Consider the following 17928-nt stretch of genomic DNA (forward strand, 5'->3'; position numbering starts at 1 on the left):
CCAGGCTGACGATAGTCAGACCTGGCATTATTCATGAGAACGATTAAACGCGCTCAACTTTTCCTGATTTCAATGCTCTCGCAGAAACCCAAACGCGTTTCGGTTTGCCGTTAACAAGGATACGAACTTTTTGAAGGTTTGCTCCCCATGTACGTTTTGTCGAATTCATCGCGTGTGAACGAGCATTTCCAGCGCGAGCTTTACGTCCGCTGATTGCACATACTTTAGCCATGTAAGTACCTCCTCACAAGTGAAGCTGAAAATTATTATAGAATTTCAGTTCGTTTTTCATTTCACATACTTTACTAATTTACCATAGACATTTGGCCATTGCAACTAATTTTGATGCCCTTTAAAGAAAAAAACCTTTACACCTTAAAACGCCTGCTTTTCTTATATAGGGGTTTGTTGTAGAATGAAAAGAGTGAAATAGGACTCAAGGAGGAATTCTGATGTCGATTGAAATTAAAAATGACTATGGCCAAATCGATATTTCCAATGATGTAATCGCTCAAATCGCCGGTGGTGCTGCAATCGAATGCTACGGCATTGTCGGAATGGCGACAAAACATCAAATACGCGATGGCCTGACTGATATACTTCGCAAAGAGAATTTTGCCAAAGGTGTGATTGTGCGCCAGGAAGACGGCGACTTGATCGTAGATATGTATGTCATCATCAGTTATGGGACGAAGATTTCAGAAGTTGCCTACCAGGTACAGTCAAAAGTGAAATATACAATCACGAAAACGCTTGGCATGCCTGTAAAGGCAGTAAATATCTATGTTCAAGGTGTTCGCGTAACGAACCCGTAGGAGGAGGAAGAAGCGGTTATGAAGTCATTAAACGGAATTAAATTCGCCGAAATGGTTCAAATGGGATCTCATCATTTGTTCCAGAATGCGGATTATGTAGATGCGTTGAACGTCTTTCCAGTGCCTGACGGCGATACGGGAACTAATATGAATTTATCCATGACATCGGGTGCAAAAGAGACAGAGGCCAACGTCCAGGAGCATATCGGCAAAACTGCCGCTGCTCTGTCGAAAGGCCTGCTGATGGGAGCGCGCGGCAACTCGGGCGTAATCCTATCCCAATTGTTCCGCGGTTTCAGCAAAGCGATTGCGGGCGAGAAGGAATTGTCGGCAAAGCAATTGGCTGAGGCTCTTCAGCATGGTGTCGAAACGGCCTATAAAGCTGTCATGAAACCGGTGGAGGGCACAATCCTTACCGTGGCGAAAGATTCGGCAGCCAAAGGCATGGAACTCTCGAAAGATGAAACAGATATCATTGTGTTGTTTGAAGGAATCCTTACGGAAGCGAAAGCTTCATTGGAGCGGACACCGGATCTGCTGCCGGTATTAAAGGAAGTTGGCGTAGTGGACAGCGGCGGACAAGGGCTCGTCTATGTATTTGAAGGCTTTTTGGCCTGCCTGAAAGGCGAGCCATTGCCGGAGAAGCATGTCAACGATTCGATGAATGACCTGGTCAGCGCTGAACATCATAAGAATATTGCCGGGTTTATGGACACAGCAGATATTGAATTCGGCTACTGCACAGAATTCATGGTGAAATTCGAAGACGGTAAAAAAGAATTCAACGAAGCGGAATTCCGTTCGGATTTGAGTGCTTACGGAGATTCACTTCTTGTTATTGCAGACGACGAAGTGGCGAAAATCCATATCCACTCGGAAGAACCCGGAAAAGTACTTACATACGGCCAGGATTACGGCAGCCTGATCAGCATGAAAATCGAAAATATGCGCCAGCAGCATATCGATATTGTCGGAGAAGACTTTAAAAAAGCGGATAACAAGCAGGACACGAAGCATCCATATGCCGTGGTGACAATAGCGATGGGAGAAGGCGTGGCAGAATTACTGCGCTCAATCGGCGCTTCCTATGTCATTGAAGGCGGGCAGACCATGAACCCTTCCACGGAAGATATCGTCAACGCCATCCGTTCGGTATCGGCTGAACGCGTGCTGATTCTGCCGAACAATAAAAACATTATCATGGCTGCTGAACAGGCGGCCGAAATTCTTGATATTGAAGCCGCTGTGGTGCCGACTAAGGACGTACCTCAGGGAATGGCTGCGCTGCTCGCATTCAACCCTTCAGCGAGCGTCGAAGAAAACCGGAAAACGATGTCCGGCGCATCGGAGCATGTAAAATCGGGTTCTGTAACATTTGCAGTGCGCGATACCTCCATTGATGGGATCACCATCAAAAAAGATGATTTTATGGGCATATCGGATGGGAAGATTGTCGTCTCAAACGAAAGCCTGGAAAATGTTGTGGAAGAATTGGTGAAAAAGCTGATCGATTCCGATTCAGAAATCGTCACCATTCTTTACGGTGAAGATGTGACGAAGGAGGATGCCGAAAAGCTCGGCGAATTTATCGAGTCGCTGAATGATGAAGTGGAAGTTGAAATCCATAATGGCAAACAGCCGCTCTATCCTTATATTATTTCTGTGGAATGAATTCAAGCCGCCGAAGAAAAGGCCACCCCTTTTCTTCGGCGGTTTTTTGCATTTCATAAGTTGCTCCGATCGCCCATGCCTCTTGGGCTGAAAGCATTTTTATCTTTGTCTAAAGCGCATCATTCATGTTAAACTGGAATTATACGCAAATTGAGGGAAAGGGGTTTGAGCCATGAAGTTCAAATCTGTTTTTGATATTATCGGTCCGGTCATGATCGGACCATCTTCTTCGCATACCGCGGGAGCAGCCCGCATCGGAAGAGTAGCGAGGGATCTGTTCGGGCGGCAGCCGGAATGGGCAAGAATTCATCTTTATGGCTCTTTCGCCGAAACTTATAAAGGACACAGCACGGACGTCGCGATTGTCGGCGGCCTGCTGGATTATGATACAGACGATGAACGCATTAAAACTTCATTTGAAGAAGCGGCAGCAGCCGGTATGGCTTTCGAGTTTATTCCGGAGACCGGTCACACCGACCACCCCAATACAGCACGCGTCGTTATTGGCGACAGCCAGACTGAAATGTCGATGATGGGCATTTCCATCGGCGGCGGCAAGATTGAAATCACGGAATTGAACGGCTTCCCGCTGCGGCTGTCAGGCAATCACCCGGCCATTCTGGTCGTGCACGATGATCGCTCGGGCTGTATTGCAAACGTTTCCAACTGCCTGTATCGGCATGATATCAATATTGGCCATATGGAAGTGTCGCGGCGCCAAAAAGGGGAAATGGCTTTAATGGTCATCGAAGTGGACCAGACGGTGGACAAAGCTGTGATGGATGAATTGCGGCAGCTGCCGAATATCACACAAGTGACACGGATTGCTGACTGAAGAGGAGGATATTATAAATGGATGTATTATTCCGCAACGTTAAAGAATTGGTGGAACGTGCAGAAACAGAAAATAAATTGATTTCAGAAATCATGATTGAGCAGGAAATGCTCATCACCCAGCGCAGCCGTGAAGAAATTATGGTGCAGATGGAACGCAATCTGACGGTGATGGAAGAAGCGGTTGAAAAAGGCCTGAAAGGCGTCCATTCCGTTTCCGGGTTAACTGGCGGAGACGCTGTCCTCCTGCAGGCGTATATCGAAAAAGGCAATTCCCTGTCAGGCACGCTGATGCTCGATGCTGTCAGCAAAGCAGTGGCAACGAACGAAGTCAATGCGGCAATGGGTACGATCTGTGCCACTCCGACTGCCGGTTCGGCAGGCGTTGTGCCGGGTACATTGTTTGCGGTTAAAAACCAGTTGAATCCGACTCGTGAACAGATGATCCGTTATTTATTCACTTCCGGCGCATTTGGATTTGTTGTCGCGAACAACGCCTCCATATCCGGCGCTGCCGGCGGCTGCCAGGCGGAAGTCGGTTCAGCTGCGGCGATGGCTGCAGCGGCAATCGTTGAAATGGCCGGCGGATCACCGCAGCAGAGTTCGGAAGCTTTTGCAATTACGATGAAAAACATGCTCGGACTGGTCTGCGATCCGGTGGCGGGATTAGTGGAAGTTCCTTGCGTAAAACGAAATGCCATGGGAGCTTCGAATGCGGTAGTTGCGGCTGATATGGCGCTTGCGGGCGTTACCAGTCGCATCCCTTGCGACGAAGTGATCGGAGCGATGTTCGAAATTGGCCAGTCGATGCCGAGTGCATTGAAAGAAACGGCCAAAGGCGGCCTGGCTGCGACTCCTACGGGCAAATGGCTGGAGGCGAAGATCTTTGGCGGCGCGGTTGTCGGCAGTGGCAAGTAACGATCCTGTGACGGCGCTGAAAGGCGTCGGCAAACAGGCAGCTGAAACTTTAAAGGAAATGAACATTGAAACGATCCATGATCTGATCATGACTTTTCCGTTCCGCCACGAAGATTTTCAGCTGAAGGATCTGGTGGACACGCCACATAATGAACGGGTAACTGTGGAGGGAAGGGTCGAAAGTGAACCTTCCGTCCTTTTTTTAGGAAAAAACAAATCCCGCACGACGGTTCAGGTAATGGTGGGGCGCCATTTGATAAAGGCCGTGTTTTTCAACCAGCATTATGTCAAAACCAAGCTGCACATCGGTGAAATCATCACCATCTCAGGAAAGTGGGATCGCGGACGCCAGATCATCACCGTCTCGAACCATTCGCTCGGCCCCCGTACGGAAGGTGCGGATTTTGAACCGGTATACAGCCTGAAGGGGTCTATGCATCAGAAAACATTCCGCAAGCTGATGCGCCAGGCGCTTGACGTTGCAAAAGACGATCTCGAGGAATGCATCCCGCCGAAATTTTTGCAGGAATATAAATTGGTACCACTCGCAGATGCACTGGAATGGGTTCATTTCCCGCCGAACGGCGACTCGCTGAAACAGGCGCGCCGGCGATTCGTTTACGAAGAGCTCCTCATGTTTCAGTTGAAAATGCAGGCTTTGCGCAAAAAGAACCGCGAAGAGGAAGGCGGATCTTTCATTGACTACGACGTTGAAAAGGTACGGAATTTCGTTCAGTCTTTGCCGTTCGAATTGACCGAAGCACAAAAACGGGTCGTCAATGAAATTTCCAAAGATATGAAAGAGCCGTTCCGCATGAACCGGCTGCTGCAGGGAGATGTGGGATCCGGCAAGACGGTTGTCGCGGCGATCGCTCTATATGCCACGGTTACTGCCGGTGTGCAGGGAGCGTTGATGGCACCGACGGAAATACTGGCTGAACAGCACGCCAACACGCTTGAGCAATGGTTCCGGCCGTTTCCCATTACGATCGCCCTTCTGACGGGTTCAGTCAAAGGCAAAAAACGTCAGCTGATCCTGCAGCAATTGGCGGCGGGGGAAATCGATATTCTGATCGGCACCCATGCGCTGATCCAGCCGGATGTCCAGTTCAAAAAACTGGGTCTCGTCATAACGGATGAACAGCACCGTTTTGGTGTGGACCAGCGGCGCGTCTTAAAAGACAAAGGCTATAACCCGGACGTTCTTTTTATGACGGCGACACCGATTCCACGGACGCTTGCGATTTCCGCTTTCGGGGAAATGGATGTGTCGGTAATTGACGAAATGCCGGTCGGCCGAAAAGAAATCCAGACGTTCTGGATGAAAAAAGACATGTTCGGGAAAATCGTCGGCCGGATGGAAAAAGAACTGGCAGCAGGACGCCAGGCATATGTCATTTGCCCGCTGATCGAAGAGTCGGATAAACTCGATTTTCAGAATGCGGTGGAACTGTACAGCCAGCTGTCGAGTTATTTCCATGGCAAATATACAGTCGGTCTGATGCACGGGCGTCTGCATTCGGACGAGAAAGAAGAAACGATGCGTTCTTTCACAGAAGGCGAAATTGCGGTGCTTGTGTCAACGACGGTCGTCGAAGTCGGCGTCAACGTACCAAATGCCTCGTTCATGCTGATCTATGACGCGGAACGTTTCGGTCTTTCGCAGCTTCACCAATTGCGTGGCCGTGTCGGGCGTGGCAGCGAACAATCCTATTGCGTGCTGCTGGCCGATCCGAAAACGGAAATCGGCAAAGAGCGGATGACTTCAATGACTGAAACGAACGATGGATTCGTACTGGCTGAGAAGGATTTGAAATTACGGGGACCGGGAGATTTCTTTGGACGCAAACAAAGCGGTCTGCCTGAATTCAAAATGGCTGATCTGATCCACGATTACCGGGCGCTGGAAACAGCCAGAAAAGATGCGGAAAGCCTCGTCAACAGTGACGATTTCTGGACCAGTGATGAAACCGCGTGCCTGCGGAAGATGCTGGAGGAATCCGGTGCGTTGTCGATGGCGCGGCTCGATTAGGAATGCAGGACGTAAGATTCGTCCTTGCATTCTTTTTTTTATTTCCATATACTGATGTTAGTACCAAGTGCTAATAGCGGGCGGTGACAAAGTGAAACGGACAAAAAGAGAGCGGCAAAAAGCGCTGAAAGACTCGATCAGTGACAATCCATTTGTGACGGACGAAGAGCTGTCGGCCGAATTTGATGTCAGTGTGCAGACAATCCGCCTGGATCGGATGGAGTTATCGATTCCGGAACTGCGCGAACGGATCAAGCATGTGGCCGTAAAAACGTTTGAAGATGAAGTGAAATCCCTGCCGATTGATGAAGTGATCGGGGAAATCATCGATATCGAATTGGACGAAAAAGCGATTTCAATTTTCGATGTGAAACCGGAGCACGTTTTCCAGCGCAATCAGATTGCGAGGGGGCATCATCTCTTTGCTCAGGCGAATTCGCTGGCGGTCGCAATCATGAATGAAGAATTGGCGTTGACTGTAAAATCGGAGCTGCAATTCCTGCGTCCTGTCAAAGCGGGCCAGCGCATTGTGGCGAAAGCAACGGTGATCGACCGGCAGCCGGAAAAAAACAGGGCGCATGTGAAAGTTGTTTCAACGGTTGACCAGGTGACTGTATTTATCGGCACATTTGAAATGTACCGAATGACGGAACAAAGCGAAGGTGAAGCAAAATGAAAATAGCAGTGGATGCAATGGGCGGGGACAACGCACCAAAAGAAATCATCGAAGGTGTGTTCAGGGCGCTGGACGAATTTCAGGACTTGGAAATCCAGCTTTTCGGCCATCAGGAAAAAATGCAGCAATACATAAAAGAACACGAACGGCTAACGGTCTTCCATTGTGAAGAAATCATCGGGGCAGAAGATGATCCCGTGCGTTCGGTCAGAAGGAAAAAAGACGCTTCGATGGTGCGCATGGCGCAGGCAGTTAAAGATGGCACTGCGGATGCCTGTGTATCTGCCGGCAACACCGGCGGCCTGATGTCAGCCGGACTCTTCATCGTCGGGCGAATTGACGGTGTCGACCGGCCGGCGCTCGCGCCGACTCTGCCGACGATCGATGGTAAAGGTTTTGTCATGCTGGATATGGGGGCAAACGCTGAAGCGCGTCCAGAGCATCTTGTGCAATACGCGATTATGGGCAGCATTTACGCCGAAAAAGTGCGCGGCATTCAGAATCCAACTGTGGGACTCTTAAATATCGGCACCGAAGAGAAAAAAGGAAATGACCTGACGAAAGCCGCTTTTCCCCTACTGAAGGAAGCGCCAGTCAATTTTATCGGCAATGTGGAATCCCGTGATTTATTGAATGGAGCCGCTGATGTCGTCGTGACCGACGGCTTTACCGGCAATATGGTATTGAAGACGATTGAAGGCACCGCGATGAACGTATTTGCGATGATCAAAGATGTATTCATGTCATCAATGAAAACAAAAATCGCTGCGGCTCTTGTCAAGGAAGATATGCGCGGCTTGAAAGGGATGCTCGATTACAGTGAATACGGCGGCGCAGGATTATTCGGCCTGAAAGCACCAGTCATTAAAGCACACGGCTCCTCCAACAGCACGGCTTTCTTTAATGCTATCCGCCAGACCCGTACGATGATTGAGTATGACGTGACGGGCACCATTTACAATACGTTGAAAAAGGAGCAGTCAGAATGACGAAAATCGCATTTATCTACCCGGGGCAAGGGTCCCAGACAGTCGGAATGGGCGCTTCTTTTTTAATCGATGAAAGAAGCCGCGGTTTTTTCGAGACAGCCGACAAAGTGCTGGGGATGAAACTGTCGACTTTGATGCTGGAAGGGCCGGCAGAAGAGCTGACCCTTACCTATAATGCACAGCCGGCTTTGCTGACAGTCAGTTCGATGATCACAGAGCGCCTTGCACGTGTTGGGGTTGTGCCTTCCTATACGGCCGGTCATAGCCTCGGCGAATACAGCGCGCTGGAAGCTTCAGGCGTCCTGAAATTTGAAAAAGCTGTGGAAATCGTGCACAAACGCGGCCTTTTCATGAATGAGGCAGTGCCTGCCGGTCAAGGGACAATGGCGGCGATTCTAGGCATGGATAGCAAAGAACTGGAAGAAGTGACCAATCATGTAACGGATACAACAGGCATTGTGCAGCTGGCCAACTTGAACAGTCCAGGTCAGATCGTCATTTCCGGCACAAAAGCCGGAGTTGAAGAAGCCTGCAGACTGGCAAAGGAAAATGGTGCTAAACGGGCGATTCCGCTTGATGTGAGCGGACCGTTCCATTCGGAATTGATGCGTCCGGCATCCCAGGATCTGGCGGAAGTCTTAAGCAAAGCCTTTTTGATGGATGCCCACGTACCGGTTGTCGCAAACGTAACGGCAGAACCTGAAACACATGCAGCGCAGATCCAGGATCTGCTCGTGCGCCAATTATATTCTCCTGTGTTATGGGAGCAATCGGTGCGCAATATGATCGAATTGGGTGTCACTGTATTTATTGAAATCGGTCCGGGTAAAGTTTTGAGCGGATTGGTGAAAAAAATAGACCGTTCAGTGACGGTATTGCCGGTAAATGATTTGGAATCTCTGGAAAACGCAATTGAGGAGCTGAAAAAATGAGCGATCTTACAGGAAAGACTGCCATCATCACCGGTGCTTCAAGGGGCATCGGCGCAGAAATTGCCCGTCGTTTCGCACAGGCCGGCGCGAAAATTGTCGTCAATTACAGCGGCAGTCAGGCAAAAGCGGAAGCGGTCGTAGAAACGATTAAGGAACACGGTGGTGAAGCCATCGCTGTCAAAGCGAATGTGGCGGATGCAGACGACGTCAAAGCGATGGTGGATGCGGCGATGGAGGCATTCGGCTCTGTCGATATCCTGGTCAATAATGCGGGCATCACGCGAGACAACCTGATGATGCGCATGAAAGACGATGAATGGGATGATGTCATCAACACCAATTTAAAAGGTGTGTTCGTCTGCACAAAAGCGGTCACGCGCCAAATGATGAAACAGCGCTCAGGACGCATCGTCAACATTGCATCTATTGTCGGTGTGATGGGCAATGCCGGCCAGGCCAATTACGTCGCTTCAAAAGCGGGCGTTATCGGCCTGACGAAGACGACGGCCAGGGAACTGGCTTCAAGAGGCATTACAGCAAACGCAGTGGCCCCAGGTTTTATTACCACTGACATGACGGATGGTTTGAATGATGACATTCAAAAAACGATGCTGGCGCAGATTCCGCTCGGCCGCTTCGGCAAGCCGGAAGAAGTGGCGAAAGCTGCCTTGTTCCTGGCATCGGATGAGGCTTCCTATATGACCGGTCAGACGCTCCATCTTGATGGCGGAATGGTCATGTAATTTATTTTTCGGTATACTGCATTGAGGGGAGGTGACGACATTGGCAACAGTACTGGAGAGAGTAACGAAAGTAATCGTGGATCGTCTGGGTGTAGAAGAGAACGAAGTGAAACTTGAAGCTTCCTTTACAGGAGATCTTGGAGCTGATTCACTTGACGTAGTGGAACTGGTCATGGAACTTGAAGATGAGTTCGACATGGAGATTTCTGATGAAGATGCAGAAGGCATGTCCACAGTAGGAGACGCAGTTTCTTACATTGAGAAGAAGCAAGCATAATTTTATTTTGAATGATAAAAGACCTTGACGCATGATCGCCCGAAGCCGGAGCGGTTATGCGTCAATTCATTTTTTGCGTTACCGCTGAAAAACAGGTAAAATTGACGGAAGAACAATAGAGGAAGGCAGATAAAAATGGCAATTAAAAAAAATATAAATCAACAAAAGCCTGGAGTGTTGAGTGACAGTGTCAAAAATGCATTCAGCCAGCTTCAAAAAGAATTGAAGGTCACCTTCCGGAATCCGGCACTGCTGTATCAGGCATTCACCCATTCATCTTATGTGAATGAGCATCGACGAAAAAAATTCACCGACAACGAGCGCCTCGAATTTCTCGGTGACGCCGTATTGGAATTATCGGTTTCCCATTATCTGTATATGAAATACCCCGACATGAGTGAAGGCGAATTGACGAAGCTGCGGGCATCGATTGTCTGCGAACCTTCGCTCGTACTGTTTGCCAACGAGCTGGATTTCGGCAATTACATTTTGCTGGGCAAAGGGGAAGAGCTGACAGGCGGAAGAACACGTCCGGCACTTCTTGCCGATGTATTCGAATCCTTTATCGGGGCATTGTATCTGGATCAGGGGCTGGAACCGGTCGTTTCGTTTTTGGAAGTGATTCTTTTCCCGAAAGTGGAAATCGGTGCTTTTTCGCATGTGATGGATTATAAAAGCCAGCTGCAGGAAATCGTACAGCAAAAAAATTCCGGAGCATTGAGCTATGAAATTATTGATGAAAAAGGACCTGCGCACAGCCGTATATTTGTGACGCGTGTGACTTTGGCTGACGAGGAACTGGGCATAGGAAACGGACGGTCCAAAAAAGAAGCGGAACAGCAGGCGGCCCAGCTGGCAATCCGTAAATTGCAGCAGGCAATGGAGGACTAGAGAATGTTTTTGAAGAGATTGGAAGTAATGGGGTTCAAATCGTTTGCTGATCGCATCGGCATTGATTTTGTTCCCGGGGTTACAGCAGTTGTTGGCCCGAATGGCAGCGGGAAAAGCAACGTGACCGATGCGATTCGCTGGGTTCTCGGAGAACAGTCCGCCAAATCGCTTCGCGGCGGCAAAATGGAAGATGTCATCTTTGCCGGCAGTGATTCGCGTAAACCGCTGAATTTTGCCGAAGTCACTTTGGTGCTCGATAATACTGATGGACGCGTCCCTCTTGATTACAGTGAAGTCAGTGTAACGAGAAGGGTTTTTCGAAGTGGGGAAAGCGCCTATCTGTTAAACAAGCAAAATTGCCGGTTAAAGGATATAACCGATCTTTTTATGGACTCCGGGTTAGGGAAAGAAGCTTTTTCAATCATTTCCCAGGGACGGGTTGATGAAATCCTCAACAGCAAAGCCGAAGAACGCCGCTCAATTTTTGAAGAAGCGGCTGGTGTGCTGAAATACAAACAGCGCAAGAAAAAAGCGGAAGTGAAGTTAAATGAAACCGATGAGAACCTGAACCGGGTCCTGGATATCCTCCACGAGCTTGATGGCCGCATGGAGCCTTTGCAGATCCAGGCATCTGCGGCAAGGGATTATCTGTCGATGAGCGAAGAGCTGAAAGATGCGGACATCGCATTGCTGGCATTTGATGCTGTCCGTCTGCAGCGTGAACTTGAGGAGTTGGGACGGGACGCTGAAAATCAAAGCAGGAGGGAAATGGAACTTGCTGCGGAGATGGCTGAAAAAGAAGAAACTGTGTCCAAGCTTCGCCAACTCCTGGCGGATCTCGACACTCAAATCGACGCTGAACAAAGCAGCCTCATAGAAGCCAGTTCTGAAACGGAAAAATGGGAAGGCCGCAAATTGCTGATGTCTGAGAAAAAGCACAATGCGGACCGGCAGGCGAAAGGGCTGCAGCAAAGCCTCGAAGCTGAAATGGCTGAAAACCAATCACTTGCTGAAAAACACAGCGAGCAATTGAAATTGCTGAAAGAAAGAAAATCCGAACAGCAGCAAATCAGGGATGCAATCAAACAGTTGGAAGATCAATTGAGCAGAACTCCCGCTGATATCGAGAACGAGATTGAATCCTTCAAATCGCTCTATATTGAATTGATGAACGAGCAGGCGACGGTCAGAAATGAATTGAAAAACATCGATCTGCAGCAGCAGCAATTGTCCGAATCGACAAGCCGGATCGCGCTCCAGCAGGAAGACTTCAGCAGTGAACTGGAGAAACTTGAGAAAGAGCGGCAGGAAGCGGACCGGAAATACGAGGCAATCAAAGCGCTGCTGGAAGAAAAACGCCGTCTGTACCGTGAAACCGAAAATGACTTTCTTCATAAAAAAGCTTCTTTCGATAAAAAACAGAGCATGCTTTATCAAGCCTATCAGTCACAAAAGCAACTGGATTCCAGAATTGAGACGTTACAGGAACTGGAAGCCGATTTCTCCGGCTTTTTTCAGGGAGTAAAGGAAGTTCTGCAGGCGCGTGAACGCGGCCAGTTGAACGGCATAGTCGGAGCTGTTGCTGAAGTTGCGCAAGTAAACCAGGATTTCGCAAAAGCGATTGAAACGGCGCTCGGTGCATCCAGCCAGCATATCATTGTGGAAAATGAAGAAAATGCGCGCCAGGCGATCAATTTCCTGCGCGAAAAAAGAGCGGGGCGTTCCACGTTCCTGCCGATGACCGTCATGAAACCGAGAACGATTCCGGAGCATACGCTGAACGCTGTCCGCCAGCATCCGTCGTTCATTAAAATGGCATTTGAGCTGGTGGACTACGATCGGTCCTACAGCATGATCATTGAAAATCTTCTCGGCAATGTCATCGTAGCGCATGACCTGAAAGGCGCTACGGCGATTGCACGGCTGACAGGCAATCGCTTCAGAGTTGTGACACTGGAAGGGGATATCGTCAATGCCGGCGGTTCGATGACCGGCGGGGCCAATAAAACACAGGCATCGTTTTTCACGAGAAAAGCGGAGCTCGAGCAGCTGCTGGTCCAGGCAAGGGAATTAAAAGAGACGATCGCCGTCGCTGAAAAGACTGTTCAAAAAGAGCAGTCTGAAGTTCACTCCACAGAACGCAAATTGAACGATTTACGCTCGGAAGGCGAAAAATACCGCGACCTGGAATCTGAACGGGCAATGACGCTGCGTGAAATCAATGCCGTGCTCAATACGACAAAAGACCGCTTCAAGGTTTTTCAGGCCGAGCAGAAAAACAGGGGTTCCGATTTGGATGCGGTAACCAGCCGCAAAGAGACGGCATCAACGCGTCTGGGTGAGATTACTGCGGAATTGACCGGCACTTCGGCCAGAATCGAAGAATTGACCCAGTTCAAACAGCAAAATGAACATGCGCGGGATGCCGTGCTGGTTAAGTTCGCTGACCAGAAATCCCGTCTGGCAGTCATGAAAGAACGTGTTAACCAATTGACGGAAAGTGAAGCTGAATTATTGGAACGCAAGAACAAAAGCGACCGCAAACTGAGCGAAATCCGCGCAGAGCTCGAGTGGCTGCAATCGGAAGAAGCGGCCAAGGTTTATTCAGATGAAGAAATCATTGCGGAAATTAAGAAATGGACCCATAAAAAACAGACTGGCCTGGAAAAAATCAGCCGCTTAAAAGAACGGCGCACGGAAAATCATACACGTTTGACGGCGCTGGAGCAGGAATTGAAAGAGATTCAGCGGCTGCATAAAGGTTTTGTCGAAGCGATTCGCATCTGCGAAGTCAAAACGACCCGCCTGGATGTCCAGATTCAAAATCTGCTTGGCCAATTGGAGGCCGATTACGGGCTGACACTTGAACAGGCGGCGCAATTTGAACTCGCGGATGAAGAAGACGTCGTGCGCAAAGGAGTCAAACTGCTGAAGCAGTCGATCGAAGAACTCGGCCCGGTCAACATAGGTTCCATCGAAGAATTCGAGCATGTTTCGGAACGGCACAGTTTCCTCACCGAACAGCGAAATGACCTGAACGAAGCCAAAGACACGCTCCGGACGGTCATCCGTGAAATGGACGACGAAATGACGTCCCGATTCGATGATACTTTCCACGCCATCCGCACACATTTCCAGCGGGTTTTCAAGGAATTGTTCGGCGGCGGATCAGCTGATCTGGTCCTGACCAATCCGGAAGATATGCTTGCTACAGGTGTGGAAATCATCGCCCAGCCGCCGGGCAAAAAACTTCAGAACCTCAGCCTTTTGTCAGGTGGGGAACGCGCGCTCACAGCGATTGCGTTATTGTTTGCGATTCTGAACATCCGTCCCGTGCCGTTCTGCATTCTGGATGAAGTGGAAGCGGCACTCGACGAATCGAATGTCGTACGCTACAGCCAATACCTGAAAAAATTCAGTGAAGACACACAATTCATTGTCATCACACACCGCAAAGGGACGATGGAAGGTGCAGATGTCCTTTACGGCATCACGATGCAGGAATCAGGCATATCCAAGCTGGTTTCTGTTAAACTGCAGGAACAAATTTAACTGAGGAGTGATCAGGTGAGTTTCTTTAAAAAACTGAAAGACAAGTTTGCCGGCAATGCCGAGCAGGAGCAGTCGACGGAGAAATACAAGGAAGGCCTGGCAAAAACGCGTACAGGCTTTACTTCGAAAATAAATGATCTGGTGGCGAAATACCGCAAAGTGGATGAAGATTTCTTTGAAGAGCTTGAAGAAGTCCTGCTGCAGGCGGATGTCGGCTTTGAAACAGTCCTTGAATTGATGGATGATCTGCGCTTTGAAGTGCAGCGCAAAAACGTCCGGGATACTTCGAATGTCCAGTCGGTCATTTCGGAGAAACTGGTGGAAATCTATCAGTCGGGCGAAGAGGAATTGAATGAAATCAAGTTTGCTGATGGCCTGACGGTTATTTTAATGGTAGGTGTCAACGGCGTCGGCAAAACGACGACGATCGGCAAACTGGCGCATCGCCTGAAAAATGAAGGAAAAACCGTGCTGCTGGCTGCGGGAGATACTTTCCGTGCCGGTGCCATCGAGCAATTGGACGTCTGGGGTGAGCGTGTAGGAGTCGACGTTATTAAGCAGGCTGCAGGTTCAGATCCGGCAGCGGTTATGTATGACGCAGTCCGGGCAGCAAAATCGCGCGGCGTTGATGTGCTGATCTGCGACACGGCAGGACGTCTGCAGAACAAAGTCAATCTGATGAATGAACTCGAAAAAGTGCACCGCGTCATTTCACGGGAAGTGCCCGGTGCTCCGCATGAAGTGCTGTTGGCACTCGATGCCACAACCGGGCAGAATGCCATGATCCAGGCGCAGACTTTCAAGGAAGTCACGGAAGTTACGGGAATTGTATTGACCAAACTGGACGGCACAGCCAAAGGCGGAATTGTGCTCGCGATCCGCAGCAAACTGAAGATCCCGGTCAAATTTGTGGGGCTTGGCGAGAAAATGGATGATCTGCAGCCCTTTGATCCTCAAAAATATGTCTATGGCCTCTTTGCAGAAGGGCTGGACAGAGAAGAACAGCTGGAAAAAGAAAAAGCAGACAAGTAAAATTACTTGACGGCAGATTTCATTTTCAGTATCGTAGTGTGTAGTATGAGCGGGGTGAGCAGAAATGATGGGTTTGGAAAAAACGACGCGAATGAATTATTTGTTCGATTTCTATCAGGAATTGCTGACGCCAAAACAGCGCAGTTATATGATGCTGTATTATTTGGATGATCATTCATTAGGTGAAATAGCCGAAGAATACAATATTACCCGCCAGGCGGTCTATGATAATATTCGCCGCACTGAAGCGATGCTCGAAGAATACGAATCCAAATTGCAGCTGTTCGATAAATTTCAGCGGCGGCAGGAACTGGTTTCGGCATTTGAGAGCAAGCCTTTCACTGATGAGAATATCCGTAAATTTCTCAGTGAATTAAAAGAATGGGATTAGGAGGCGGAATAGATGGCATTTGAAGGTTTAGCCGAACGCCTGCAAGGCACCATGACCAAGATTAAAGGCAAAGGGAAAGTGTCGGAAGCAGACGTTAAGGATATGATGCGCGAAGTCCGCTTTGCATTGATCGAAGCGGATGTTAACTTGAAAGTCGTCAAGGAATTCGTCAAAAAAGTAAGTGAACGCGCTGCCGGTTCCGATGTCATGGAAAGCCTGACGCCAGGCCAGCAGGTCGTCAAAATCGTCAAGGACGAACTGACGGAATTGATGGGCGGCGAACAGAGCAAGATCAATTTTTCAACAAAACAGCCGACTGTCATCATGATGGTCGGTCTGCAGGGTGCCGGTAAAACGACTACCACCGGAAAATTGGCGGGACTGCTGCGCAAAAAGCATAACCGCAAGCCGTTGCTGGTGGCAGCCGATGTCTACCGTCCGGCAGCGGTCCAGCAATTGGAAACGATCGGCAAGCAGCTGACGATTCCGGTATTCTCAAAAGGCACGGACATTTCGCCGGTTGACATTGCGCGCCAGGCGATTGAACATGCCAAAGCCGAGCATCTGGATACAGTGATCATCGATACGGCGGGACGTCTGCATATCGATGAAAATCTGATGCAGGAATTGAAAGATATCCGTTCCATAAAAGAACCGGATGAAATTTTCCTTGTTGTCGATGCCATGACAGGCCAGGACGCTGTCAACGTCGCGCAAAGTTTTGATGAAGCAATCGGCATCTCAGGTGTTGTCCTGACAAAACTTGACGGTGATACGCGAGGCGGGGCTGCGCTTTCCATCCGGACGGTTACGCAGAAACCGATCAAATTTGTCGGGATGGGCGAAAAAATGGATGCTCTCGACGTATTCCACCCGGAACGCATGGCTTCCCGGATTCTCGGAATGGGCGATATGCTTTCCCTGATCGAAAAAGCGCAGACGAACGTCGATGAAGAAAAAGCGAAGCAGCTGGAAGAGAAATTCCGCACGTCTTCATTCACGTTCGATGATTTCCTGGAGCAGCTGGCTCAGGTCAAGCAAATGGGGCCATTGGATGAAATCCTCAAAATGCTCCCGGGCGCCAATAAAATCAAAGGGCTGGAAAACGCGAAAGTGGACGAAAGCCAGATGGGCAGAGTTGAAGCAATCATCTATTCAATGACGACTCAGGAGAAAACAACTCCTGAAATCATCAACGCAAACCGGAAAAAACGCATTGCGCGTGGATCGGGAACATCGATACAGGACGTTAACCGCCTCCTGAAGCAATTTGAGGATATGAAGAAAATGATGAAACAAATGTCCGGCATGAACACGAAAAAAGGCAAGAAAAAGATGTCGATGCCTGGCCTGGACCAGCTTTTCAAATAAAATTTTAAGGTGTTAAGAAAAAATACTTTACAAACTATTTAAAGCTTGCTAATATAATATCTTGTGTGAAACTATTCGGAGGTGCTTTAAGAAATGGCAGTAAAAATTCGCTTAAAACGTATGGGAGCTAAAAAATCTCCTTTTTACCGTATTGTAGTAGCTGACTCACGTGCTCCACGTGACGGCCGTCAAATCCAGACAGTAGGTACTTACAACCCGCTGACAGTTCCAGCTGAAGTTAAAATCGACGAAGAATTGGCGTTGAAATGGCTTCACGATGGCGCTAAACCATCTGATACTGTTCGTAACTTGTTTTCTCAAAATGGCATTATGGAGAAATTCCATAACGACAAATTAAACAAGTAAGGGAGTTTTTCTTATGAAGCAGCTGATTGAGACCATTGTGAAACCGCTGGTTGATCATCCGGAAGAAGTTCGTATCGAAATTGACGAAAATAACAGCCGTATTGTCTACAAGCTTTCTGTGAATCAAAAAGATACAGGGAAAGTGATCGGTAAGCAGGGCCGTGTGGCGAAAGCCATCCGCGCCATTGTGTACTCAGCAGCAGGCAATCATCATAAGAAGAAGACTTACCTCGATATCGTGGATTAAGCAAAAGGAAGGAGCCCCGGTTCCTTCCTTTTTTCTTGGAGAAGCAGATATAATCGATATTCCGCAAAACAGCTTGCTTTCCTGGCTGCTTGCGCTGAGCTAACTCGTTCTCGCTCCGCTTCGCCCGAGTGGATCTCAGCACTTCGCCTGGTCGCCTGGGAGTCTGCGCTGTTTTGCTCCATATCTAAGAA

At 49.0% G+C, this 17928-nt stretch carries 19 protein-coding genes; 17 read left to right on the forward strand and 2 right to left on the reverse strand.

What is annotated here, in order from left to right:
• Nucleotides 1-43: 43 nt before the first annotated feature.
• A complete protein-coding gene (gene rpmB, locus KW93_RS14220; RefSeq protein ID WP_033543700.1) occupies nt 44-232 on the reverse strand; it encodes a 50S ribosomal protein L28 in 189 nt (62 codons plus the stop codon).
• Nucleotides 233-452: 220 nt separating this feature from the next.
• Here rpmB and KW93_RS14225 point away from each other — a divergent pair, with 220 nt between their 5' ends.
• From KW93_RS14225 to KW93_RS14305, 17 genes are all read left to right on the forward strand, one after another.
• Nucleotides 453-815, forward strand: a complete 363-nt coding sequence (locus KW93_RS14225; protein ID WP_033543701.1) for an Asp23/Gls24 family envelope stress response protein — start codon at nt 453-455, stop codon at nt 813-815.
• 18 nt (nt 816-833) lie between these two features.
• Nucleotides 834-2486 (forward strand): DAK2 domain-containing protein, encoded by a 1653-nt coding sequence (locus tag KW93_RS14230; protein ID WP_033543702.1) that lies wholly within the window; start codon nt 834-836, stop codon nt 2484-2486.
• A 172-nt stretch (nt 2487-2658) separates the two neighbouring features.
• Entirely contained in the window at nt 2659-3321 is a 663-nt protein-coding gene (gene sdaAB, locus KW93_RS14235) for an L-serine ammonia-lyase, iron-sulfur-dependent subunit beta (protein ID WP_033543703.1), read from the forward strand.
• 17 nt (nt 3322-3338) lie between these two features.
• Nucleotides 3339-4238, forward strand: coding sequence for an L-serine ammonia-lyase, iron-sulfur-dependent, subunit alpha (gene sdaAA / locus KW93_RS14240; RefSeq protein ID WP_033543704.1), 900 nt, complete (start codon nt 3339-3341; stop codon nt 4236-4238).
• Nucleotides 4207-6270 (forward strand): ATP-dependent DNA helicase RecG, encoded by a 2064-nt coding sequence (recG, locus tag KW93_RS14245; RefSeq protein WP_235318426.1) that lies wholly within the window; start codon nt 4207-4209, stop codon nt 6268-6270. The genes sdaAA and recG overlap by 32 nt, the downstream gene beginning before the upstream one ends.
• Before the next feature lie 91 nt (nt 6271-6361).
• Nucleotides 6362-6946 (forward strand): transcription factor FapR, encoded by a 585-nt coding sequence (gene fapR, locus KW93_RS14250; RefSeq protein WP_033543705.1) that lies wholly within the window; start codon nt 6362-6364, stop codon nt 6944-6946.
• Nucleotides 6943-7935 (forward strand): phosphate acyltransferase PlsX, encoded by a 993-nt coding sequence (plsX, locus tag KW93_RS14255; protein WP_033543706.1) that lies wholly within the window; start codon nt 6943-6945, stop codon nt 7933-7935. Before fapR ends, plsX begins: the two co-directional genes overlap by 4 nt.
• Nucleotides 7932-8867, forward strand: a complete 936-nt coding sequence (gene fabD / locus KW93_RS14260) for an ACP S-malonyltransferase (protein WP_033543707.1) — start codon at nt 7932-7934, stop codon at nt 8865-8867. The genes plsX and fabD overlap by 4 nt, the downstream gene beginning before the upstream one ends.
• Nucleotides 8864-9610, forward strand: a complete 747-nt coding sequence (gene fabG, locus KW93_RS14265; protein WP_033543708.1) for a 3-oxoacyl-[acyl-carrier-protein] reductase — start codon at nt 8864-8866, stop codon at nt 9608-9610. Before fabD ends, fabG begins: the two co-directional genes overlap by 4 nt.
• A 40-nt stretch (nt 9611-9650) precedes the next feature.
• Complete coding sequence (locus KW93_RS14270) at nt 9651-9887, forward strand: acyl carrier protein (RefSeq protein ID WP_033543709.1); 237 nt, start codon at nt 9651-9653, stop codon at nt 9885-9887.
• A gap of 135 nt (nt 9888-10022) precedes the next feature.
• Nucleotides 10023-10778, forward strand: a complete 756-nt coding sequence (rnc, locus tag KW93_RS14275; protein WP_033543710.1) for a ribonuclease III — start codon at nt 10023-10025, stop codon at nt 10776-10778.
• A gap of 3 nt (nt 10779-10781) precedes the next feature.
• Nucleotides 10782-14330, forward strand: coding sequence for a chromosome segregation protein SMC (gene smc / locus KW93_RS14280; protein ID WP_033543711.1), 3549 nt, complete (start codon nt 10782-10784; stop codon nt 14328-14330).
• A 15-nt stretch (nt 14331-14345) separates the two neighbouring features.
• Complete coding sequence (gene ftsY / locus KW93_RS14285; protein WP_033543712.1) at nt 14346-15362, forward strand: signal recognition particle-docking protein FtsY; 1017 nt, start codon at nt 14346-14348, stop codon at nt 15360-15362.
• A 67-nt stretch (nt 15363-15429) separates the two neighbouring features.
• Nucleotides 15430-15753 carry a putative DNA-binding protein gene (locus tag KW93_RS14290; RefSeq protein WP_033543719.1) on the forward strand — a complete coding sequence of 108 codons (324 nt, stop codon included), beginning with the start codon at nt 15430-15432 and terminating at the stop codon, nt 15751-15753.
• Nucleotides 15754-15765: 12 nt separating this feature from the next.
• Nucleotides 15766-17124 carry a signal recognition particle protein gene (ffh, locus tag KW93_RS14295; protein WP_033543713.1) on the forward strand — a complete coding sequence of 453 codons (1359 nt, stop codon included), beginning with the start codon at nt 15766-15768 and terminating at the stop codon, nt 17122-17124.
• Between the two features lie 93 nt (nt 17125-17217).
• Entirely contained in the window at nt 17218-17490 is a 273-nt protein-coding gene (gene rpsP, locus KW93_RS14300; RefSeq protein WP_033543714.1) for a 30S ribosomal protein S16, read from the forward strand.
• Nucleotides 17491-17503: 13 nt separating this feature from the next.
• Nucleotides 17504-17737, forward strand: a complete 234-nt coding sequence (locus KW93_RS14305; protein ID WP_033543715.1) for a KH domain-containing protein — start codon at nt 17504-17506, stop codon at nt 17735-17737.
• Here KW93_RS14305 and KW93_RS17870 read toward each other — a convergent pair.
• Nucleotides 17734-17928, reverse strand: a 195-nt coding sequence (locus KW93_RS17870) for a hypothetical protein (protein ID WP_235318427.1), incomplete at its 5' end; no start/stop codon positions are given. The two genes, KW93_RS14305 and KW93_RS17870, sit on opposite strands and share 4 nt — an antisense overlap.

Source organism: Planococcus sp. CAU13, from assembly GCF_000775575.1.
GTDB lineage: Bacteria > Bacillota > Bacilli > Bacillales_A > Planococcaceae > Planococcus.